Annotated in this window: 19 protein-coding genes; 10 read left to right on the forward strand and 9 right to left on the reverse strand. The window is 74.8% G+C overall.

All coding sequences use genetic code 11. The features are described 5' to 3' along the window. Nucleotides 1–46: 46 nt before the first annotated feature. Nucleotides 47–1,222 (reverse strand): C40 family peptidase, encoded by a 1,176-nt coding sequence (locus BM093_RS37600; RefSeq protein ID WP_245773848.1) that lies wholly within the window; start codon nt 1,220–1,222, stop codon nt 47–49. A gap of 731 nt (nt 1,223–1,953) precedes the next feature. Between BM093_RS37600 and BM093_RS27830 the strand changes: the two genes are divergently transcribed. Further along, on the forward strand, nt 1,954–3,213 hold the full coding sequence (locus tag BM093_RS27830) for a glycosyltransferase family 2 protein (RefSeq protein WP_093352713.1): 1,260 nt from the start codon (nt 1,954–1,956) through the stop codon (nt 3,211–3,213). Between the two features lie 102 nt (nt 3,214–3,315). Here BM093_RS27830 and BM093_RS27835 read toward each other — a convergent pair whose 3' ends face one another. Together BM093_RS27835 and BM093_RS27840 are read right to left on the reverse strand one after the other, a co-directional pair. Continuing rightward, nucleotides 3,316–4,116 carry an enoyl-CoA hydratase gene (locus BM093_RS27835; RefSeq protein ID WP_093352718.1) on the reverse strand — a complete coding sequence of 267 codons (801 nt, stop codon included), beginning with the start codon at nt 4,114–4,116 and terminating at the stop codon, nt 3,316–3,318. After that, nucleotides 4,113–5,267, reverse strand: coding sequence for a CaiB/BaiF CoA transferase family protein (locus BM093_RS27840; RefSeq protein ID WP_093352722.1), 1,155 nt, complete (start codon nt 5,265–5,267; stop codon nt 4,113–4,115). The genes BM093_RS27835 and BM093_RS27840 overlap by 4 nt, the downstream gene beginning before the upstream one ends. 69 nt (nt 5,268–5,336) lie before the next feature. On the opposite strand from BM093_RS27840, the gene BM093_RS27845 reads away from it, so the two are divergent. Continuing rightward, entirely contained in the window at nt 5,337–6,071 is a 735-nt protein-coding gene (locus tag BM093_RS27845) for a GntR family transcriptional regulator (RefSeq protein WP_093352837.1), read from the forward strand. Between the two features lie 26 nt (nt 6,072–6,097). Here the strand turns inward: BM093_RS27845 and BM093_RS27850 are convergent, their stop codons facing one another. After that, on the reverse strand, nt 6,098–7,555 hold the full coding sequence (locus BM093_RS27850) for an SLC13 family permease (RefSeq protein WP_093352726.1): 1,458 nt from the start codon (nt 7,553–7,555) through the stop codon (nt 6,098–6,100). A gap of 184 nt (nt 7,556–7,739) precedes the next feature. Between BM093_RS27850 and BM093_RS27855 the strand changes: the two genes are divergently transcribed. After that, on the forward strand, nt 7,740–8,906 hold the full coding sequence (locus BM093_RS27855; protein ID WP_093352730.1) for a pyridoxal-phosphate-dependent aminotransferase family protein: 1,167 nt from the start codon (nt 7,740–7,742) through the stop codon (nt 8,904–8,906). A gap of 29 nt (nt 8,907–8,935) precedes the next feature. Then, nucleotides 8,936–11,956 carry an FAD-binding and (Fe-S)-binding domain-containing protein gene (locus BM093_RS27860; RefSeq protein WP_093352734.1) on the forward strand — a complete coding sequence of 1,007 codons (3,021 nt, stop codon included), beginning with the start codon at nt 8,936–8,938 and terminating at the stop codon, nt 11,954–11,956. 10 nt (nt 11,957–11,966) lie between these two features. On the opposite strand, the gene BM093_RS27865 is transcribed toward BM093_RS27860, so the two are convergent. Continuing rightward, complete coding sequence (locus BM093_RS27865) at nt 11,967–13,127, reverse strand: glycosyltransferase family 4 protein (protein ID WP_093352739.1); 1,161 nt, start codon at nt 13,125–13,127, stop codon at nt 11,967–11,969. Nucleotides 13,128–13,263: 136 nt separating this feature from the next. On the opposite strand from BM093_RS27865, the gene cobF reads away from it, so the two are divergent. After that, a complete protein-coding gene (gene cobF / locus BM093_RS27870) occupies nt 13,264–14,058 on the forward strand; it encodes a precorrin-6A synthase (deacetylating) (protein ID WP_218162961.1) in 795 nt (264 codons plus the stop codon). Nucleotides 14,059–14,112: 54 nt separating this feature from the next. After that, nucleotides 14,113–14,607: an SRPBCC family protein gene (locus tag BM093_RS27875; RefSeq protein WP_093352744.1), complete on the forward strand. Its 495-nt coding sequence runs from the start codon at nt 14,113–14,115 to the stop codon at nt 14,605–14,607. Here BM093_RS27875 and BM093_RS27880 read toward each other — a convergent pair. After that, nucleotides 14,597–15,154, reverse strand: coding sequence for a TetR/AcrR family transcriptional regulator (locus BM093_RS27880; protein WP_177238744.1), 558 nt, complete (start codon nt 15,152–15,154; stop codon nt 14,597–14,599). The genes BM093_RS27875 and BM093_RS27880 overlap by 11 nt on opposite strands. A 92-nt stretch (nt 15,155–15,246) precedes the next feature. On the opposite strand from BM093_RS27880, the gene BM093_RS27885 reads away from it, so the two are divergent. Further along, nucleotides 15,247–15,810, forward strand: coding sequence for a DUF5709 domain-containing protein (locus BM093_RS27885; protein WP_177238745.1), 564 nt, complete (start codon nt 15,247–15,249; stop codon nt 15,808–15,810). Nucleotides 15,811–15,926: 116 nt separating this feature from the next. Here BM093_RS27885 and BM093_RS27890 read toward each other — a convergent pair whose 3' ends face one another. After that, on the reverse strand, nt 15,927–16,334 hold the full coding sequence (locus BM093_RS27890; protein ID WP_093352754.1) for an SsgA family sporulation/cell division regulator: 408 nt from the start codon (nt 16,332–16,334) through the stop codon (nt 15,927–15,929). Between the two features lie 162 nt (nt 16,335–16,496). Continuing rightward, on the reverse strand, nt 16,497–17,195 hold the full coding sequence (locus BM093_RS27895) for a hypothetical protein (RefSeq protein WP_093352760.1): 699 nt from the start codon (nt 17,193–17,195) through the stop codon (nt 16,497–16,499). A gap of 173 nt (nt 17,196–17,368) precedes the next feature. Here BM093_RS27895 and BM093_RS27900 point away from each other — a divergent pair, with 173 nt between their 5' ends. Then, a complete protein-coding gene (locus tag BM093_RS27900) occupies nt 17,369–19,081 on the forward strand; it encodes an AMP-binding protein (protein WP_093352764.1) in 1,713 nt (570 codons plus the stop codon). Nucleotides 19,082–19,130: 49 nt separating this feature from the next. Here BM093_RS27900 and BM093_RS27905 read toward each other — a convergent pair whose 3' ends face one another. Next, a complete protein-coding gene (locus tag BM093_RS27905; protein WP_093352769.1) occupies nt 19,131–19,760 on the reverse strand; it encodes a flavin reductase family protein in 630 nt (209 codons plus the stop codon). Between the two features lie 32 nt (nt 19,761–19,792). On the opposite strand from BM093_RS27905, the gene BM093_RS27910 reads away from it, so the two are divergent. Beyond that, a complete protein-coding gene (locus BM093_RS27910) occupies nt 19,793–20,746 on the forward strand; it encodes a cobalamin biosynthesis protein (protein WP_093352774.1) in 954 nt (317 codons plus the stop codon). A 12-nt stretch (nt 20,747–20,758) separates the two neighbouring features. After that, a complete protein-coding gene (locus BM093_RS27915) occupies nt 20,759–21,355 on the forward strand; it encodes a hypothetical protein (protein ID WP_093352779.1) in 597 nt (198 codons plus the stop codon). Nucleotides 21,356–21,363 lie beyond the last annotated feature (8 nt).

Consider the following 21,363-nt stretch of genomic DNA (forward strand, 5'->3'; position numbering starts at 1 on the left):
GCCCCTCCCCAGGGGCACCGGCCTCGGACGTTCCCGTGCCGGTCGGTCAGACCCGGACCGCGCTGTTGAACGGCATGTCGTCGACGTCGGAGAACTTCACCGGCTCACCGCTGGTCGAGGCGTGCAGGACCTTGCCGTTGCCCGCATAGATGCCCACGTGGCTGACCGGGGAGTAGAAGAACACCATGTCGCCGGGCTTGAGGTCGCCCTTGGAGACGGACTCGCCGTCGGTCTGCGCCTGCGCCTTCGAGGTGCGCGGCAGGTCGACGCCGACCTGCTCGAACGCCCAGACCATCAGGCCGGAGCAGTCGAAGGCGCTCGGGCCGGTGGCGCCCCACTGGTAGGGGGTGCCGAGCTTGCTCTTCGCCGCGGCGAGTGCCTGCAGGCCGTTCGCGGAGCCGCTGTGGTCGGTGACCGGGTCGCCGGCGACCGAGCCGGTCCCGGCACCGTCCCCGGAGCCGGAGGACCCCGATGAGCCGGCTTCCGCGGCACGCTCCCGGGCCTCCGCGGCGCGCTCGTCGGCCTCCTTCTTGGCGACCGCGGCGATCCGGGCGGCATCGGCCTGCTCGAATGCCTGCGGGACGGCGGCGGTGACCTGCTCCAGGCCGGTGCTCACCGATGTCGCGGCGTCGCTGGTGCCCGCGCCGCCCTGCTCGGATCCGGCGGCCGGCACCGACAGCTTCATCGTCGCCTGGTTGTCCGCACCGGCCAGGTCGACGCCGGTGGACTGCTCGTCGGCGGGCTGGTCCGGCGCCCCGAGGGAGGTGACGACGCCCATCACGGCGGTGGCGCCGACCAGGGTCGCCCCCATCGTGGCGGCGACGGCGCGCGGCCGGGTGCCGAAGGCGCCGGTGCCGGAGGTGCCCTGGACCAGGCCGATCGCGGACCGGGAGGTCACGCCGGCCGGGACGTCGCGGGTCACGACGGTGTCGCCGTCGCCGGGCACGGCCGGGAGGCCGCTCGGCGGGGTGTCGATCCGCTCGATGTCCGGGCCGAACGTGTCCGGGCCGAACGTGTCGGGGCCGAACGAGCCGGTGGCGCTCTCACGGGCCGCGCGGCGGCCACCGGAGGCGGGGGCGTCGAAGCCGGCGTCGGCGTAGCGGGCGAGCAGCTCGGTCGCCGAGATGCCGGCGCTCGCGTCGCGGTCGCGGCGACGGCGCGGGGCCGCGGTATCGGGGATGTCGGCCTCGGGGGCATCGGCCGGGTGCAGTGCTGAGGTCATAAGATCGTTCCTCGCCGCCACGGGCACACCGGCTCTCGGGGTCGAGCCGGACGCGTGTCCGCCCCCGCCACGTGCTGGGTGGGCGCCAGGGGGAGTGTCGGCGGCGGGGAGCTGACGGCCGACCAGGCGCACCGACCGACGTCTCGTCGGCCAGCACGAAGAAACGTAACCGCTCCGTGACGCGGATGCCCGCCGGGACAACCGGGTGTGCGACGAACGGGCGGTCCTGCGCGATCCCCGCGCAGATCCGCCGCCGAACGGTGGAACCGTTGGGCTGTTCGAGTTGTCCGGGCGTTCGGCTGCGACGAGCGGTCGGTGCGGGTGGGTGACACCCCGCACGCCGCAATGATCATTGCACCGGCTGGTCCAGCGGCGCCGGGCGGCTGGTCGTGCGGCGGTGGTGATGAGCGGTTCAGGTGGTTCTGCCACGATCGTGCGGGGACCGTGACACCCGAACGCGAAACGTCCTCGGCCCCCGCCCCGAGCCCACCACTGATGCCCCGAACCGGACCGGTCACCGGTCCGAACCCACCACGACCGCTCCGCCGGGCCGGTGTCGCGCGATCCTGTCCGCGGCGCCCCGGCGGGGGACGACGCGACGACCACCGGAGGCCACCGCAGTGCCGGACCGAGCAGTGCCGGATCGACCTGGGCCGGATCGACTTGGGCCGGACCGAGCACCCGGACCGATCTGGGTCGGGGAGACGACCCACCTGCGCGGGCCCGGTGCTGTGTCCACGGTCGACCCGGCGGCCACGGCCGACCTGGAGGTCCCCGCCCGGTTCGACACCGCCCGGCTGCTGGTCACCGACTGCGGGGTGCCCGTGGGGCAGGTGGACGTCCCGCTGCGGCAGGGCCGGGCGGGCGCGGACGAGATCGCGCGGGTGGCGGCGACCGTCGTGGGGGTCGAGCCCCCCGCCGAGCCACCGAGGTCGGACGAGCCGATGACGGTCGTGGTGGCCACCCGGGGGCGGGCGGAGAGCGTGCGTCGCTGCGTGGCCGCGATCCTCGCCGGCGACCACCCGGCCGTGACGGTGCTCGTCGTCGACAACGACCCCCCGGACGACCGGACCCGGGCCGTGGTCACCGGGTTCGGGTGCGACCGGGTCCGCTACGTCCACGAGCCGCGGCGCGGGGCGTCGGTCGGGCGCAACCGCGGCCTGGCCGAGGCCCGCACCGGCGTCGTGGCCTTCACCGACGACGACACCGAGCCGGACCTGCGCTGGGCGTCGCGCATCGCCGGGGCGTTCGCGGCCGACCCGCAGCTCACCGGGCTGAGCGGCCCGGTGCTGGCCGCCCGGCTCGACACCCCGCAGGAGCGGGCCGCGGACGTCGCGCTGGCCTGGAACAAGGGCTTCGTGCCGCGCCGCTTCCGGCTGGACGACCCGCCGTCGGACACGCCGGTCTTCCCGTTCTCGCCGGGCCTGTTCGGGATCGGGGCGAACCTCGCGGTGCGGACCGGGCCGGCCCGGGGGCTGGGCGGGTTCGACGAGGCGCTGGGCCCGGGACGCCCGACCCGCGGCGGCGAGGACATCGAGCTGCTGGTCCGGATCGTGCTCGACGGCGGCACGCTGGCCTACCTGCCCGCCGCCTACGTCTGGCACCACCACCGCCCCTCCGACGACGAGCTCCGCGACCAGCTGAGCGGCTACGCGCTCGGGCTGGGTGCGTTCCTGGGCAAGGTGGCGATGGACCCGCGGGCCCGGCGGCTGGCGATGCGCCGGTTCCCGGCCGCGATCGCCCGGCTGCGCGAGATCGTGCGGCGGGAATCGGCGGGCCGGCCCGGGGAGGGGGCGCCGCGGTCCCGCCCGGACCCCGGCCCGGGCCCGGTGCACCGCCGGGTCGAGACCGGGGCGATGCCCGGCGGTGCCGCCGGGCGGAAGCTGCGCGGGCTCGCCTCCGGGCCGGTGCTCTACGTCCGCACCCGCCAGCAGGTCCGGGCCGAGGGCGGGGCCTGTCCGCCGTTGACGGCGCCCCGCGCCCGGCCCTGAGCGTGCGGCCTCGGGGCCTCAGCCGCGGGTCCGCAGCGGTCGGTGCTCAGTGGCCGGTCCCCGGCAGCCGGTCCCCAGTGGCGGGTCCTCAGTGGTCGGTCGTCAGTGGCCGGTCCAGGTGGGCGGCCGGTCCGTGCCGAACGCCGCGACCGCGGCCCGGAAGTCGTCCGAGCCGTAGACCCGTTCGACGACGTCGGTGTCGTCGGTTCCAGGGCCGGTTGCTGCGTCGTCCCTGCGGCGCAGCAGCTCCTTGGTCGCCCACACGGTGAGCGGAGCCCCGGCGGTCAGCCGCCCGGTCAGCTCGGCCACGCCCGCGTCGAGGTCGTCCACGACCGCGTGCAGGAACCCGGGCACCCGCCGGGCCTCCTCGACCTCCAGCAGCCGGGCCGTGAGCAGCAGGTCCGCGGTCAGCGCCCGGCCCAGCGTCCCCGCCAGCAGGTCCAGGGTGCGGGCCGAGAGGCAGTTGCCCAGGGTCCGGGCGATCGGCGCGCCGAACCGCGACCCCGGGGTCGCGATCCGCAGGTCGGTGGCGCAGGCGATGCCGAGCCCGCCACCGACGCAGACCCCGTCGACCGCGGCGACCGTCGGCACCTCGACCGCCCGGATCCGGTCCAGCACGGCGGTGACCCGCTGCTCGTAGGCCACCCCGTCGGCGCCGGAGGTGAACGCCGCGAACTGACCGATGTCGGTGCCCGCCACGAACGCCCGCCCGCCCGCACCGCGCACGACCAGCACCCGTACCGCGTCGTCGGCGTCGGCGCGCTCGCAGGCCGCGACCAGCGCGTCGTACATCGCCCAGGTCAGCGCGTTGCGCCGGGCGGCCCGGTGGAAGGTCAGGGTCAGGACGCCGCCGGCGAGGTCGGTCACCGTGTCGTCCGCTGCGTCGGCCGCTGCGTCGGTCACCGGTTCCGCCCCAGCTCCGCGAGCACGTCGTCGGTCGCCGACCCGAGCGGGGGGCCTGCACTGCCGCGGCGGACCGGGGTGCGGGAGAAGCGCATCGGGGACCCGAGCTGACGCACCGGGCCGAGGCCGGGATGGGTCGCGTCCCAGAAGAACTCCCGGCCGTCCAGCAGCGGATCGGTGAACACCTCGTCGTAGCCCGCGATGACCGCACACGGCACGCCGGCGTTCTGCAGGGCCGCGACGACCTCGCCGGCGCCCAGCGTGGTCGTGACCTCCTCGATCCGTTCGATCAGCTCGGTCCGGTTCGCGAGCCGGTCCGGCGCGTCGGCGAAGCGCGGGTCGGACTCCAGCGCGGTCAGCCCCAGCGCCCCGCAGAGCGCCGACCACAGCCGGGGCGTGTTCGCGCCGACCGTCACGTGACCATCGGCGGTGCGCACCGCCTGGTACGGCGCGTAGCGCTGGTGGGCGGAGCCCCGGCGGGCCGCCACCTCGCCGTCCCCGAAGTACATGCCGGCCTCCCACACGGCCAGCGAGACCCCGGACTCCAGCAGCGAGACGTCGATGTGCTGGCCGGTGCCCGAGCGGTCCCGCTCGCGCAGCGCGGCGGTGACGGCCAGCGCCACGTACAGCGCCGTGACCAGGTCGCAGACCGGGACGCCGACCTTGACCGGGTCGCCGTCCGGGTCACCGGTGACGCTCATCAGGCCGCTCGCCGCCTGGGCCATGATGTCCAGCCCGGCGCGCCCGGACGCGGCGCCGTCCTGCCCCCAGCCCGACGCCGACGCGTACACGAGCTCCGGGCGCCGCGCGCTCAGCGCCGCCCAGCCCAGGCCCAGCCGGTCCATCGCCCCGGGCCGCAGGTTCTCCACGACCACGTCGGCGCGGTCGGCCAGCGCGAGGAACGCCTCCCGGTCGCGCTGGGTCTTCAGGTCCAGCACGACCGACTCCTTGTTCCGGTTGAGCCGCAGGAACGGCGAGCTCTCACCGTCCAGGAACGGCCCGGCCGAGCGGGTCGGGTCGCCGCCACCCGGCGGCTCGATCTTGACGACGCGGGCGCCCAGGTCGGCGAGCTGCAGGGTCGCGAACGGCGCCGCCATGAACGCGCCGACCTCGAGGACGAGCACGCCCTGCAGGGGTGGGTCGGTGGTCATGCACTACCTCCTCGGGCCCGGACGGACCGGGCTGATATACGGTATACAGGGATAGTGGGGGTGGAGCCGATGACCACGGTCGAACACGGCGCGGGGCGGATCGTCGCACCGCCGAGCATGGCGGCGCTGGCGACCGACGCCTTGCGCGCCATGATCTTCTCCGGCGAGCTGCAGCTCGGGGAGCGGCTGGTCGAGGCCCGGCTGACCGAGCGGCTCGGCGTGTCGCGCCCGCCGCTGCGGGAGGCGCTGCAGACCCTCGCGCACGAGGGGCTGGTCGTCGTCCACCCGCGCCGGGGTGCCACCGTCCGCACGCTCACCCGGCACGACGTCTTCGAGATCGTCACCCTGCGCGAGGAGCTGGAGTCGTTCGCGGTGCGGCTGGCCCTGCCCGTGCGCTCCCCGTCCCGGCTCGAGGACTGCCGGGCCGCGCTGCGCGCGTTCGAGCAGGCGGGGCGGGCCGGCGACGGCACCCACTTCATGCAGCGCAAGTTCGAGTTCCACCTGACGCTCGTCGCGCTGGCCGGGCACGCCCGGCTGACCGAGGCCTACCGGGCGCTCTCGTTCCAGATGCTGCTCTGCTACGCCCTGAACCGGGCCGCCCGGCGCGACGTGGAGACGCTGCTGGAGAACGTCGAGCGGCACCGCGAGCTGCTCGCCGTCGTCGAGGCGGGGGACCCCGACGAGGCGCAGCGGGCCCTGGCCGAGCACGGCCACGGCTCGTTCCTGCTCGACGTGGTCGACCAGCTCGAGGGCGGGACGCCCGAGTCCGAGGCGTGGCTCGCCGCGCGGCGCGAACGCCGATAGCACCCGGCCCGGTCCGGGCACCGCCGTCACCCCCAGCCGGGCACGACGAACAGCAGCCAGGTGGTCAGCGGGACGAGCGCGCACATGCTGAAGCCCCAGATCATCAGGCCGCGGAACACCTGGTCGGTCCGCTCCGCCGGTGCGTTGGCCACGACGAGTGCACCGCTGGTCGAGAACGGCGACGAGTCGACCACCGACGACGAGAGCGCCAGCGCGATGATCATGCCGATCGGACCGACCTGGCCGGCGAGCAGGAACGGCACGGCGAGCGGGATCAGCGCGCCGAGGATGCCGGTGGTGGAGGCGAACGCCGACACGATCGCGCCGATCAGGCAGATGATGATCGCGGCCAGCAGCGGGGCGCCGATCCGCGTCACCAGGTTGCCCAGCCACTCGATCGTCCCGACCCGCTCCATCAGCGCCACGAACGTGACGATGCCGCAGATCAGCAGCACGGTCGGCCACGCGACCTGACCGACGGCCGCCTTCGCCGACGCCGGGGACAGCAGCGACAGCGCGGTCGCGACCGTGAGCGCGGTGAAGCCGACGTCGAGGCCGAACGCCAGCGCCCCGACCGCGAGCGCCACCAGGCCGATGATGGTGAGGACGTGGTCCCGGTTCAGCGGGGCGTGCTCCCCGGTCCCGTCGGGGACGGGGGGCCCGGTGGTGGCGGGTGCGTCGGAGGTGGCGGGTGTATCGGCGGTGACGACAGTGCCCACCCCCGAGGGGCCCGCTGCTGCCGGGGTGCCACCGGTCGGCGGACGGGTCCGCCCGGGGCGGGTCGAGCCGCCCCCGAGGGCCACGGAGGTGCCCGGCTCGGTGGCCAGGGCGATCGAGCCGTCGTCTTCCCGCCCGCCGTTCCCGCCCGTCGCGGAGCGGCGGATCAGATCGCGGCCGCCGAACAGGAAGAACACGATCACGCTGAGCACGGTGTTGAACACCAGGGAGGCGAGGAACAGCAGCACCGGGCTGCCGGGCAGGCCGTTGCGCTCCACCACGCCGTTGGTGATGCTGCCGAAGATGCTCATGGGCGAGAACCCGCCCGCGCTGGCCCCGTTGATGACCAGCAGGCCCATCAGCATCGGGTTGATCCGGTGCCGGACGGCGAACGCCATCCCGATCGGCGCGATGATCGCGACCGCGGCCGGGACGACGGCGCCGACCGCGGTGAGCACCGCGGTGACACCGAACATCACCCACGGGATCAGGGCGATCCGGCCGCCCACGGCCCGCACTGCCAGCTGGACCAGCCGGTCGACGGTGCCGTTCCCCTTCGCGATCGCGAACAGCAGCGTGACCCCCACGAGGATCACGAACAGGTCGCCGGGGAAGCCCGCGACGATGTCGTCGGCGTCCTCCCCGACGAAGGCGGTCCCGACGACGAACGCCGCGACGAACGCGAGCGCTCCCATGTGGACGGGGAGGACCGTGGCGATCAGGAACACCAGTGCCAGTGCCACGACGGTGATGAGCTGGATGGACATCGCGTCCTCGAATCCTCTGTGGTCGACGCTGACCCGGCCAGGGACGTGGTGCGGTCGTGCGCTCCTCCGCGGCGCGGTCGTCGGATCGGCTCTCCTCGACGGAAGACTGTAACCAGGTATACCGTCTACTGGCGAGGCCGGATTTCGTCGTGCGACAGCACCCGGCCCCGACCGTGGAGGGCACATGACGTACGCGGCAGGGCGGCACTTCCTGCAGATCCCGGGTCCGACCAACGTCCCGGACCCGGTGCTCCGGGCGACGGCGGCACCGACGATCGATCACCGCGGGCCGGAGTTCCAGGCACTGGGCCACGAGCTGCTGCGCGACATCCGGCCGGTGTTCGGGACGACGAACCCGGTCGTCATCTACCCCGCCACCGGCACCGGCGCGTGGGAGGCCGCGCTGGTCAACACGTTGAGCCCGGGGGACGCGGTCCTGACCTACGAGACCGGCCACTTCGCCACGCTGTGGCAGGAGATGGCGCGCGGGCTGGGCCTCGACGTCGACGTGCTGCCGGGGGACTGGCGGCACGGCGTGGACCCGGCCGCGATCGGGGAGCGGCTGGCCGCCGACCGCGGGCACCGGATCCGGGCGGTCTGCGTGGTCCACAACGAGACCTCGACCGGGGTGACCAGCCGGATCGCCGAGATCCGGGCGGCGATGGACGCCGCCGGGCACCCGGCGCTGCTGCTGGTCGACGCGATCTCGTCGCTGGGGGCGATCGACGTCCGGCACGACGAGTGGGGCGTCGACGTCACCGTGGCCGGCTCGCAGAAGGGGCTCATGCTCCCGCCGGGGATGAGCTTCAACGCGATCAGCGACAAGGCCCTCGAGGCGTCACGCACCGCGGGCCTGCCCCGCACGTACTGGGACTGGGGCCCGATGCTCGCCGCGAACGATCGCGGGTTCTTCCCCTACACCCCCAACACCCACCTGCTCTACGGCCTGCGCGAGGTCCTGCGGCTGCTGGACGAGGAAGGTCTGCAGAACGTGTTCGCCCGGCACGCCCGGCACGCCGAGGCCACCCGGGCGGCGGTGCGCGGCTGGGGGCTGGAGGTGCTGTGCCTCGACGAGCGGGAGCACTCGGGCGCGCTGACCGCCGTGCTCGTGCCCGCCAACGTCGACGCCGACAAGGTCCGCGCGCTCATCCTCGACCGGTTCGACATGTCGCTCGGCGCCGGGCTGGGCCGCCTCGCCGGGACGGTGTTCCGGATCGGGCACCTCGGTGCGTTCAACGACCTCACCCTGGCCGGGACCCTCGCGGGCGTCCAGATGGGACTGCGGCTCTCCGGTGTGCCGGTCGACCCCGGCGGGCTCGACGCGGCGCTGGAACGCCTGCAGGCCGCCTGAGCACCGTCGCGAGAGGAGCAGTCCCCCGGATGTCCGCGACCACGCCGTCCACCACCACGCCCGCTGCCACCACGCCGGCCGCCACCACGCCCGCCGGCACCACCGAGCCGGCCCGCCGGCTGGAGGCGGCCCTGCGCGCCCGGCTGACCGGGGAGGTCGCCGTCGACGACTACACCCGGCACCTGTTCTCCCGGGACGCCAGCATGTACTCGATCACGCCGCTGGCCGTGGCGTTCCCCCGCACGCACGACGACGTGGCGGCGGCCGTGCGGACCGCCGCCGAACACGGTGTCCCGGTCGTCGCGCGCGGGGCTGGTACCAGCCTGGCCGGCCAGACCGTGGGCCCCGGGCTGGTGCTGGACCTGTCCCGGCACCTGAACCGAATCATCGAGATCGACCCGCAGGCGCGCACCGCCGTCGTCGAGGCGGGGGTCGTGCAGGACCAGCTGAACCAGGCCGCCGCCGCGCACGGGCTGATGTTCGGGCCGGACACCTCCACCAGCAACCGGGCCACGATCGGCGGGATGATCGGCAACAACTCCGCGGGCAGCGGGTCGCTGACCTTCGGGATGACGATCGACCACGTGCAGGCGCTCGACGTCGTGCTCGCCGACGGGTCCACCGCCCGGCTGGAGCCGGTCGACGAGACCGAGCGGCTCCGGCGCGCGGCCGCCGACACCCTCGAGGGCCGGATCCACCGCGAGCTGCCCGAGCTGGTCACCGCGCACGAGCAGGCCATCGCCGAGGGCATGCCGCTGTTCTGGCGGCGCGCCTGCGGCTACCGGCTCGACCGGCTCGCCGGCCGCGGCCGGGCGGACCCGTTCGACCTGGCGAAGTTCGTCGTCGGGGCGGAGGGCACGCTGGTGCTGGCGACCCGCGCCGTCGTCGACCTGGTGCCGAAGCCGCAGCGCACGGTGTACGCCGTCGGCCACTTCGACACCACGCACGGGGCGATCTCGGCGACCCTGGACGCGCTGAGCTGCGACCCGCACCAGGTCGAGATGATGGACCGCACGATCCTCGAGCTGTCCAGGGCCAAGATCGAGTACGCCGACCTGGGTGACCACCTCGTCGGTGACCCGGCCGCGCTGCTGTTCGTGTCGTTCTCCGGCGACGCCCACTCCGGTGACGCCCGCTCCGAGGAGGCCGGCACCGACGAGCTGGTCGCCAAGGTCGACGCCCTGGCCGACCTGTGGGAACGGCACGGGCACGGCTACCACACGCTCAAGCTGGTCACCCCGGCGCAGCAGGCCGCGCTGCTGAAGGTCCGCAAGGCGAGCCTCGGGCTGCTGATGGCGGCCGGCGAGGGCACCCGGCGGCCGCTGGCGTTCATCGAGGACACCGCCGTCGCCCCGGAGCACCTGGCCGCCTACACCGAGCGGCTCGCCGCGATCCTCGACGAGCACGGGCTGCAGGCCGGGTTCTACGGCCACTGCTCGGTCGGCTGCCTGCACATCCGGCCGTTCGTCGACCTCACCGACCCCGAGCAGGTCGCGACCATGCGGACGGTCGCGGAGAAGGTCAAGAACCTGGTCGCCGAGTACGGCGGGGTCAACTCCAGCGAACACGGCGACGGCCTGGCCCGCTCCGAGTTCAACCGCGAGATCTTCGGTGACGAGCTCTACGAGGCGATGCGCGCGGTCAAACGGATCTTCGACCCGGCCGGCGTGCTGAACCCCGGCAAGATCGTCGACGCGCCCCCGATGACCGACAACCTGCGCGACCGCGACGCGCTGCCCCCGGCCCGGCCGCTGCGGACCGCGCTGTCGTTCGAGGTCATCGGCGCGGGCGGGGGCACGACCATGCGCGACGCCGCCGACCGGTGCATGAACATCGGGCTGTGCCGCAAGGCGACCGGCGGGGTGATGTGCCCGTCGTACCAGGTCACGCTCCAGGAGGAGCACTCCACCCGGGGCCGGGCGAACGCGCTGGTCAAGGCGCTGTCCGAACCCGACCCGGCCGCCGCGCTGGGCGACGAGCGGCTGCACGAGATCCTCGACCTCTGCCTGGGCTGCAAGGCGTGCAAGAGCGAGTGCCCGATGAGCGTCGACCTGGCCGCGCTGAAGTCCGAGGCGCTGCACCACCGGAACGAGCAGCACGGCACGCCGCTGCGGTCGCGCCTGTTCGGTGCGATCCGCGCGCTGAACCGGATCGGCTCCGCCACCGCGCCGCTGTCGAACCTGCCGGCCCGGATCGGCCCGCTGCGCAGGCTGCTGGAACGGACCGCCGGGATCACCGCGGCCCGGCCGCTGCCCCGGTTCGCGCGGGAGAACCTGGTGCGCTGGGACCGGCGCCGGGACCGCCCCGCGCCGGGCTCCGCCGGCACCGTGACCTGGCTCGCCGACTCGTTCACCACCTACACCGAGCCGCACATCGGGCGGGCCGCGATCGAGCTGCTCGAACGGGCCGGGTGGGCCGTCGAGCTGGCCGCGGGCGGCTGCTGCGGCCGGGCGGCCCTGTCGAAGGGCCTGCTCGACGAGGCCCGGCGCGCGGCGTCCGGCCTGGTCGGCGCGCTGGCCCACGGCACCGGGCCCGGCACGCCGATCGTCGGGTGCGAACCGTCGTGCGTGTTCACCCTGCGCGACGAGTCCCTGGCGCTGCTCGGACGCACCGCGCAGGCCGAGCAGGTCGCCGCGCGGGTCCGGCAGGTCGAGGAGCTGCTGATCACGGCGATCGACGACGGCGTGCTGGTGCTGCCGCAGCGGTCCTGGCTGAGCGGGCGGCGGGTCGTGTTCCACGGGCACTGCCACCAGAAGGCCGAGGTCGGCACGGCGGCGACGGTGGGCCTGCTGCGCCGGGTCCCGGGGCTCGACGTCGCCGAGATCGACGCCGGCTGCTGCGGGATGGCCGGGTCGTTCGGCTTCGAGGCCGAGCACTACGCGACCTCGATGGCCGTCGGCCGGGACCGGCTGTTCCCGGCGATCGGGGCCGAGCCCGCCGGGACGCTCGTCGCGGCGACCGGGGTCTCCTGCCGCCAGCAGATCTTCCACGGGGCCGGGCGGACCGCGTGGCACCCGCTGGAGCTCGTGCGCTCGGCGCTCGGGGACTGAGCGCTGCTGCTCAGCCCTGTGCGAGGGCGCCCGGGGTGTCCAGCTCGGCCGGGTCCGGGGCACCCGCGTGGCCCAGCGCGCTGTGGTACACCTCGCCCAGCCGGGCCGCCCACCGCGACACCTCGAAGCGGTCCAGGAACCGGGACCGGGCCGCGGCGCCGCGCCGGGCCCGCAGCTCCGGGTCGCGCACCATCCGCACCAGCTCGTCGGAGATGTGCGCCGAGGACACCGGGGTGAGCGCGCCCGTGTCCCGGGTGACGATCTCCGGGATCCCGCCGACCCGGGTCGCCACGGCCGGTGTCCCGGTGCCCTGCCCGAGCACGAGCATCCGCGGCATCGTGTCGTGCCGGGTCGTGTGCAGCTGGATGTCGGCACCGCGCAGCAGCACGAGCGGGTCGGTGCTGCGGCGGAACGTGACCCGACCGGACAGCGCCTCGTCGCCGGCCACCCGCGACTCCAGCCAGCGGCGCAACGGCCCGTCGCCGCCGAGCACCACGGTGAGCGGCTCCTCCGGCGGCAGCTCCGCGATCGCGTCGAGCAGCATGTCCTGCCCCTGCCCGCGGCGCATCGGCGCCACCGAGACGGCGACGACCTCGTCGTCGTCGACACCGAGCCCGCGGCGCAGCCGCAGCACCTCCTCCGGGGAGCCGGTGCCCGGGTCGGCGGCGCCGTCGGGGATGACCGAGAGCCCGGCCACCGACCCGGCGACGCGCCGGTACCAGTCGCGCTGCAGCGCCGACGTGGCGATCGTGCGGGTCATGAACCGCTTGCGGGCGAGGGTCTTCGCCGTGCGGCGCAGGTGGTCGACGCGGTCGGCGGGCTCGGCGTGGATGTGGTGCAGCGTCGAGACCGCGGGCACCCGCAGCCGGGCCGCCGCGGCCGAGCCGACGACGTCGGGCCGGGTCCCGTGGGTGTGGACCAGGTCGACGCCGTGCGCGCGCAGCGCCCCGACGACCTTGAACACGGCGCGCGGGTCCCACGGCGCGACGTTGAGCTCCACCGGCGCCGCGCCGGCCCGGCCGAGCCGGGTGGCGGCGTCGGAGTGCCCGGAGGGGGTCAGGGCCACGACCACGACCTCGAAACCGGCGGCCGGGGCGGCCCCGGCCAGGTCGGCGAGTGCGGCGGCGGCGCCCCGGTCGTCGAGGGACTCGACGAGATGTCCGATCTTCACAGCTTCGGCCTCCCGGAAGTGCAGCGGTGACGTCGGTCGGCGGTTCCCGAGACACTACCGAGTGACGACGGTCCGTGACGGACGTGGCATCGCCCGCGGCGGCCCTGGGCCGGGTGGGTCCACTACGGTCACCGCTGTGCGCACGGTGTTGGTGATCGGGATCGGGGCCGGCGATCCGGACCACATGACCCTCCAGGCGGTGGCCGCGCTGCAGCGGGCCGACGTGGTGTTCGTCATCGACAAGGGGGAGGCGCGCGACGACCTGCTCGCGCTGCGCACGCAGATCCTGCAGCGCCACCGTCCCGACGGCGGCTACCGGCTGGTCACCGCGCCCGAGGTCGACCGCGACCGCGGCGCGGAGGTCGCCCGCGACGCCGGGCGCTACCGCGACGTCGTCGTCGACTGGCAGGACCGCCGGGCCGATCTGTACCGCGAGATGCTCACGACCGAGCTCGCCGAGGGCGCGACCGGCGCCTTCCTGGTGTGGGGGGACCCGTCGCTCTACGACGGCACGCTCCGGCTGCTCGACCGGGTCCTCGACGGCATCGAGGGGGAGTGGGCGGTCGAGTCGATCGCCGGCATCTCCAGCGTCGCCGCCCTCGCCGCGGCGCACCGGCTGATCCTCAACCGCGTCGGCCGGCCGATCCTGATCACCACCGGCCGCCGGATCGCCGACGGGATCCCCGCGGACGTCGACGACGTGGTCGTCATGCTCGACGGCCGCACGGCCTTCGCGACCCTGCCGGCGCAGCAGCGCGCCGAGCTGCACATCTACTGGGGCGCCTACCTGGGCACGCCGGACGAGCTGCTGGTCGCGGGGCCGCTGGACGAGGTGCGCGAGGAGATCCTCGCGGTGCGCGCGGCGGCCCGCGAGCGGATGGGCTGGATCATGGACACCTACCTGCTGCGCCGGGGCGCCGACGAGCGCTGACCGGACAGTGACACACCCCCAGGGACACCCCAGGGACACCCGAGGAGATCGCCCATGCGCTACGCCGACGGACCGACGACCGAGGCCGAGATCCGGGTGGAGGCCGCGCCCGGGGACGTCTGGGCGCTGGTCACCGATCTCGGGTTCCTGGCCCGGGTCTCGACCGAGATGCAGCACGCCGAGTGGGCCGACGGCACGGCGCCCGGCCCGGGGGCCCGGATCCACGGCGAGCACCGGCACGAGGCGGTCGGCACCTGGCGCACCACGGCCACCGTCACCGGGTGGGAACCCGGCCGGATCTTCGAGTGGACGGTCGAGCCGGACCAGGACGGCGGCCCGGCCGCGGTCTGGCGGTTCGAGCTGACCCCGGACGGGGCCGGCACCCGGCTGCGGCAGTGGGCCCGGATGGGGCCGGGGCCGTCCGGGCTGAGCGGGGCGATCGCCCACCGGCCCGAGAAGGAGGAGCGGATCGTCGCCGGCCGGCTCGAGGAGTGGCGGACCGGGATGGCACGCAACCTGGACGCGGTCCGCGACGCGCTCACCGGCTGAGCGGTTCCTCCAGCAGCGCCGCGGCGGCGCGCCCGACGTGGGCGTGCACGTCGGCCTGGTCGGCCCGGCCCACCGCGCCGTCGGGCAGCAGCGGGTGCACCAGGCTCAGCCCGAGCAGCCAGGCCAGCAGCAGCTCCGCACGCAGCTCCGCGTCACGCCGGTCCGCGGCGCCGGTGGCCCGCGCGGCGAAGGCGGCGGTGAACGCCCCGGCCAGCTCCGCGCGCACCGCGGCGGCCGCCTCCGAGGTGCCCGCCGAACGGACCACCGACCCGAACAGGTCGTTCTCCGGGCCGGAGCCGCGGTCGAGAATGGAGCGCAGGAGCCGTTCCAGCAGCTCCCCGGGCGGCCCGCCGTGCAGCACGCTCAGCGCGCGCTCGGCCGCGACCCGGGCGTAGAGCGCGTCCTTGCTGCCGAAATGGCGGAACAGCAGGGCCTGGTTGACCCCGGCCCGGTCGGCGATGGACCGCACCGACGTCCGGTCGTAGCCGTGCTCGGTGAACAGCTCCCCGGCGGCGGTGAGCAGCGCGCGGCGGGTGGCCTCACTCACACCTCGACTCCCCTCGGGCAGTTCGGTCGGTCCGGACGGGCCGGTGGATCCGGCGTAGGCGACCGTAGCGCCCGCGGCACCGGGGACGGCGCATGAGCGTCCGCACGGCGGGGTACCTCCCCGGCGAGTACGCGAACGAGACCCGAGGAGACACGCTTCCCATGGCCGCAGGCGACAGGAACGAGTCCCAGCCGGAGGCACCCGACATGGCCTCCGCGCTGCAGCTGGACACCGACGAGGCGCTGACCGGCCCCTCGGACGCCGACCCGCTGGACTCCGGGTACATCCCGCCGGACCGGCCGTACGGCGTCGACGACACCGCGACCACCCCGGCGGGCGAGCGCGCGGGGGAGACCCTCGACGACCGGCTGGCCCGGGAGATGCCCGACGAGCTGCCGATCGACGACAGCGACCGCTCCGGGCGGCTGGTCACCGACGGACCGGAGAGCGACGACGCCGCCGATGTCGGTGTCGACGGGGGCGCGGCCGGCGCCGAGGAGGCCGCGGTGCACGACGTCGAGGTGGGCATCACCCCGGTCGCCGACGACTCCCCGGCCGAGGACCCCGAGGTCAGCGCCCAGCTGGCCGAGGACGCCGACCGGGCCGACGAGGCCGCCGCCGACGCCGAGTGGGACGCCGACACCGATCCGGCGTGACACCGATCCGGCGTGACACCGGCCGCGGCGGGGCCCCGGACCCGGCCACCGGTCCGGGGCCCCGCCGCGTTCCCCCGGGGCCGGCGCGGCGCCGTCACGCGCCGCGCCCAGTCCGATCAGGCCGCGCTGGTCAGCCGGGCGATCGCGGTGTCGATGTCGAGGTGGTCGGTCTCCTCGCCGAGGTCGACGATCTCCAGGGTGGCGTCGACGAACTGCGCCAGCAGGTCCCGGTCGACCTCGAGGACCGCCGAACCGCCGTCCGAACGGATCTCGATCTCGACGACGTCGTAGCCGTCCACCCGCCGGGGCGCCATCCGGATGTCGCCGATGCCGGTAGGGGCGGTCAGGCCCTCGATCACCAGGTCGCGGGCGACCAGCCACTCGATCCAGCGGTCGGTCGAGCGGCGCACCGAGAACGAGATCGCGAACGGATCGGAGGCGCGGTACGCCCAGCGGCTGACGATCGGCGACGCCTGCCCGTGCAACACGGTGAAGACGTCCTGCTGGATCGACTCGCTGGTCATCGTGCTCGCCCTCCTGGACCCCGCCCCTGGCCGCCGGTGCGTGGCGGCCTCATCCGGAACATCGTCCGCAACCCCCCGCGCGCTGCACTCCGGGCCCGGATTCACCCGTTCGCGCAGGTGTTGCCCGCCTCACGTGGCCCAGCGGAACGGCTGCGCCGCAGGTCAGCTGCGGTCGACGTGGGTGACCAGCCAGATGCCGCCGGGGCCCTGGCGGACCGTCTGCTCCAGCGTCACCGTCGCGCGGGCGGGGGAGCGGCCGTCGGACACGGCGTAGGTCCCCGGGGCGAGCCGGGACAGCGACGGGTCGCGGAACCCCAGCTCCGCGCCGACGTAGGAGATCGTGACCTCCTCGGGGTCGAGCAGCCACGGGTCGCCGCCGCGGTCGGCCTGCTGCTGCATCCGCTGGGCGGCCGCGGAGTCGGCGGCCGGCCAGATCGGTGTGCCGGCGCCGTTGCGCTGCGCCTGCCCGCCGCCGCTCCCGCCGGTGCCGTCACCGCCGTCGGTGCGCGGCGCCTGGCTCGCGCTCGGTGCGGTGCTGTCCGGGGTCGCGGTCGGGGACGGGGACTCGCGGGTGGTCGTCGGCGCGGGCGTCGGGGACGGGGTCGGGCTCGACGACGTCGTCGGTGCCGCCGACGACGACGGCGGCACCGGCGTCTGCCAGGACGCGGGGAGCTCGCCGTTGCCGCACCCGGTCAGCAGGAGCACCAGCACCACCAGCGCCAGCCCGACGAACGCGCAGCGCAGCAGCAGCCGCGGCCCGTAGCGGCCGACGCGGACGTGCGACGACCAGCCGCGCCGCGCGGCGCCCGGGCCGGACGGCGCGGCGGACGGCGTCACCCTCGGCAGGTTCGGCGCGGTCACCCGGGCACCCTACGATCTTCGACCCGTGCAGAGTGGCCGGCGCCACGACCACGTTCCGGTGACGGATTCCGGCGCGGGTCCACGGCCCGGCCGTTTCCGGAGCGCTAGTGTCCCCGCCGGGGACCGCTCGCTCCCCGCACGCACGACCGACGAGCCCGACGAGGTGCATGCACATGACATCGGCCACCGGTGCTGCAGGGACGGCGGCGACGGAGAAGTTCCTCGCCGCCCGCGACTTCCTGCTCGCCCACCGCGAGGACTACGACACCGCCTACCGCGACTTCCGCTGGCCGGAGCTCGACGAGTTCAACTTCGCGCTCGACCACTTCGACGTCGTCGCCGCCGACCCGGAGCGCGGCGCCCGCCGTGCACTGTGGATCGTCGAGCAGGACGGCTCGCAGGCGCACTGGACCTATGCCGAGCTGTCCGAGCGCTCCAACCGGGTCGCGAACTGGCTGCGGGCCCAGGGCGTGGCCCGCGGCGACCGGATCATCCTGATGCTGGGCAACCAGCTGGAGCTGTGGGAGACGCTGCTGGCGGCGATGAAGCTGGGCGCCGTCGTGATCCCGGCGACCACCCTGCTCACCCCGTCGGACCTGCAGGACCGGGTGGACCGGGGCAACGCGAAGCACGTCGTGGTCGGTGCGGGTGACGCCGGCAAGTTCGACGGCGTCGAGGGCGACTACACCCGGATCGCCGTCCGGGGCGCGGTGCAGGGCTGGCGCGACTACTCCGGCGAGGCCTACGACGCCGATCCCGGGTTCGCACCGGACGGTGTCACCCGGGCGTCGGACACGCTGCTGCTCTACTTCACCTCGGGCACCACGGCGAAGCCGAAGCTGGTGGAGCACACCCACACGTCGTACCCGGTCGGACACATGTCCACGATGTACTGGATCGGGCTGGAGCCCGGCGACGTGCACCTCAACATCTCCTCGCCCGGCTGGGCCAAGCACGCCTGGTCCAACGTGTTCGCGCCGTGGATCGCCGAGTCGACGGTGCTGGTCATGAACTACGCCAAGTTCGACGCCGAGTCGGTGTTCTCCGTGCTCGCCGACTGCGGCGTGACCAGCTTCTGCGCGCCGCCGACGGTGTGGCGGATGCTCATCCAGGCCGACCTCACCACCCTGGCGAACCCGCCGAGCAAGGTCGTCGGTGCGGGCGAGCCGCTCAACCCGGAGATCATCGAGCAGGTCGAGAAGGCGTGGGGCCGGCGGATCCGGGACGGGTTCGGGCAGACCGAGACCTCGCTGCAGATCGGCAACCCGCCCGGGCAGCCGGTCAAGCCCGGGTCGATGGGGCGGGCCATCCCCGGCTTCGTCGTCGCGCTCGTCGACCCGGCGACCGGGCAGCTCGCCGAGGAGGGCGAGATCTGCCTGGACCTGAACCACCGCCCGACCGGGCTGATGGTCGGCTACGCCGACGACCCCGAGCGCAACGCCGAGGCGATGGCCGGGGGCTACTACCACACCGGCGACGTCGGCTCCCGCGACGAGAACGGCTACATCACCTACGTCGGCCGTGCCGACGACGTGTTCAAGGCCAGCGACTACCGGATCAGCCCGTTCGAGCTGGAGAGCGTGCTGATCGAGCACCCGGCGGTCGCGGAGGCCGCGATCGTGCCGTCGCCGGACCCGCTGCGGCTCGCCGTCCCGAAGGCCTACGTGGTGCTCGCCACGGGCTACGAGCCGAACGAGGAGACCGCGCAGGAGATCCTGCGCTTCGCCTACGACAACCTCGCGCCCTACAAGCGGATCCGCCGGCTCGAGTTCTTCGACCTGCCGAAGACGATCTCCGGCAAGATCCGCCGGGTGGAGCTGCGCGGCCGGGAGGGCGAGCTGCACGCCGACCCGCAGGCCCAGCCCCCGACGGAGTACACGTTGTAGGCGCTCCGCGCCCGTGAGTGGAAAGCACGGTCCCGGCCGTGCTTTCCACTCACGGCTCGTAGTGTCCCGGCCAGTCCTTGTAGGGGATGCGGGTGATCTCGATGACCTCGCCGAGGCGGGACCACTCGTTGCGGCCGAGCCGGGCCAGCGGGGCCAGCCGGTGGACGTCGGGCAGCGAGTTGCCGCGAGCGTCGGTGACGAACACGTCGGAGTCGATCGAGGCGTGCGTCACCCGGCCGATCACCACCGTCGAGTTGCCGAGCTCGATGCTCGCGTGCAGCACGCACTCGAGCGCGACCGGCGACTCGGCGACCCGGTACGGCGCGACGGTGGCGCTGGGCTCCGGGGTCAGGCCGACGGAGGCGAACTCGCTGATCTCGGCGGGGAAGTCGGTGCCCGTCGCGTTGATCTTCTCGAACATCGGCTCGCCGGCCAGGCAGACGACGAACTCCCGGGTCTGCGACACGTTGCGCAGCGAGTCCTTCTTCCCGACCGAGGTGAACTGGATCATCGGCGGGTCGACGCAGGACACCGTGAAGAACGAGTGCGGGGCCAGGTTGTCGACGCCCTCGGCGGAGCGGGTCGAGACCCAGGCGATCGGCCGGGGGACGACGACGCTGGTCAGCAGCTTGTAGAACGGGCCGGAGCCCAGCTCCTCCGGTTTCAGGTCCGTGCGCATGGCCCCGATCCTGCCCCCTACGGTCGGTGCTCATGCGCGACGGTGCCCGGGCGGCCGGGTTGATGATCGGGATCGTGGCCGACGCGGCGCTGGGCGACCCGCGCCGCGGGCACCCGGTGGCCGGGTTCGGCACGCTCGCCGGCCGGCTGGAACGACGGCTGTACCGCGACTCCCGCGGCGCCGGTGCGGCGTACGCGGCGATCCTCACCGGCGGTGTCGTGCTGGCCGGTGCGCTCGCCGAGCGCGCGCTCGCCGGGCGGCCGGTGGCCCGGGCCGCGCTGACCGCGGTGTCGACGTGGGCCGTGCTGGGCGGGACGTCGCTGGTGCGGGAGGGGGAGGCGCTCGCGGAGGCCCTCGACGCCGGGGACCGGGCGGCCGCGCGGGCCCGCATCCCGAGCCTGTGCGCCCGCGACCCCGAGCTGCTCGACACCGCGGGGATGGTCCGCGCCGGGGTCGAGTCGCTGGCCGAGAACACCTCCGACGCCGTCACGGGGCCGCTGGTCTGGGGCGCCGTCGCCGGGGTGCCCGGACTGCTCGGGTACCGCGCGGTGAACACCCTGGACGCGATGGTCGGCTACCGCTCGCCGCGCCACGCCCGGTTCGGCTGGGCGGCCGCCCGGCTCGACGACCTGGCCAACCTGGTCCCGGCCCGGCTGGCCGCGGCGGTGACCGTGGCCGTCGCGCCACTGGTCGGCGGCGCGCCGCGGGACGCCGTGCGGGCCTGGCGGCGCGACGCGGCCGGGCACCCCAGCCCGAACGCCGGCCCGGTCGAGGCCACCGCCGCCGGCGCGCTCGGACTGCGGCTGGGCGGCACCACGACCTACGCCCACGGGGCGGAGGAGCGGCCGTCCCTGGGCGACGGCCGCGCACCCGGGCTCGCGGACCTGCACCGGGCGGCCCGGCTGTCACGGCTGGTCGCGGGGGTGAGCGGGGTGCTCGCGGTGGGTGTCGCCGCGGCGGGGGGCGAACGCCGGACCGCTCGGTAACCTCTCCGCGCGATGGACACCGGATCCCCGTGGTCGGCGCGAGCGGCGCGCCTGTTCACCGAGGCGCTCGCCCCCTCGGTGGTGGTGACGTTGCTCCCGCTCGCGGTGGCCTGGGCCGCCACGCGGACCGTGCTGCCGACCGTGGGCTGGGGGCTGCTCGTGGCTCTGACCAGCAGCATCCTGCCGATGGTGGTCATCGTCCGGGGCGCCCGTTCCGGCCGCTGGGACGGCCGGCACGTGCGCAACCGCGAAGGACGGCTGGTGCCGTTCCTCGTGCTGATCGTGCTGAGCCTGGTCGGCCTCGGGCTCCTGGTCGTGCTCGGCGCCCCGTGGCCCGTGATCGCACTCGATCTGATCATGCTGGCGACGCTGTGCGTCACCGGCGCGGTCACCCTCCGGTGGAAGGTGTCGATGCACGCCGCGGTGTGCAGCGGCGCCGCGGTGGTCCTCGTCGTCACCTACGGGCCGCTGTGGTGGGTGTCGCTGCTGCTCGTCGCGGGCGTCGGGTGGTCGCGGGTGCAGGTCCGCGACCACACGCCCGGCCAGGTCGTCGTGGGCGCCGTCCTCGGCGCGGTGGTCGGGGGCGGCCTGTTCGCCCTGCTCGTGTGACCCCGCCG

This window comes from Pseudonocardia ammonioxydans (assembly GCF_900115005.1).
Classification (GTDB): Bacteria; Actinomycetota; Actinomycetes; order Mycobacteriales; family Pseudonocardiaceae; genus Pseudonocardia; species Pseudonocardia ammonioxydans.